Origin of the sequence: Curtobacterium sp. ODYSSEY 48 V2 (assembly GCF_023712625.1) — a bacterium.
GTDB lineage: Bacteria > Actinomycetota > Actinomycetes > Actinomycetales > Microbacteriaceae > Curtobacterium.
In genome coordinates, this window is sequence record NZ_JAMAXX010000067.1 from 1 (window position 1) to 386 (window position 386).

At 45.9% G+C, this 386-nt stretch carries 1 protein-coding gene; it reads left to right on the top strand.

Translation table 11 applies throughout. The features are described 5' to 3' along the window. On the top strand, positions 1-262 hold a 262-nt coding region (locus tag M3666_RS16510), incomplete at its 5' end, for a hypothetical protein (protein WP_251155828.1). Between the last annotated feature and the right edge of the window lie 124 nt (positions 263-386).

The window sequence follows — 386 nt, forward strand, 5'->3', positions numbered from 1 at the left end:
GTATGGCGTTGCCTCATTTTTGACGGATATCGGTGGGGCGGGGTGGTATTTTAAAGTGGTGCAAGACGGTGAGCTGATACAAGGTTTGTCTGTGTATTTGGTAGAACGCCCCTATCCCTTTGCCGACCTTGCTACGCTGTGGCAACTGGCTAACCAAAAAGGCAATCTTGATAGCGAAACAGTCGATAAATGGCTTGCGATTGATTGTTTAGAAGATAGTTGGAAAAAAGTGCTTGCCAAAAAACGCTTGTCGAGCGGCTAACACCAAATCCAAAAAAAAGACAGGGCGTAAGCCTTACGCCCCTACAGCTAACAATAAGGAACTCAAAATGACGAAACCTGCCAAACCCTTTATCCCGCTAAATATCGCTGTACTCACTGTATCC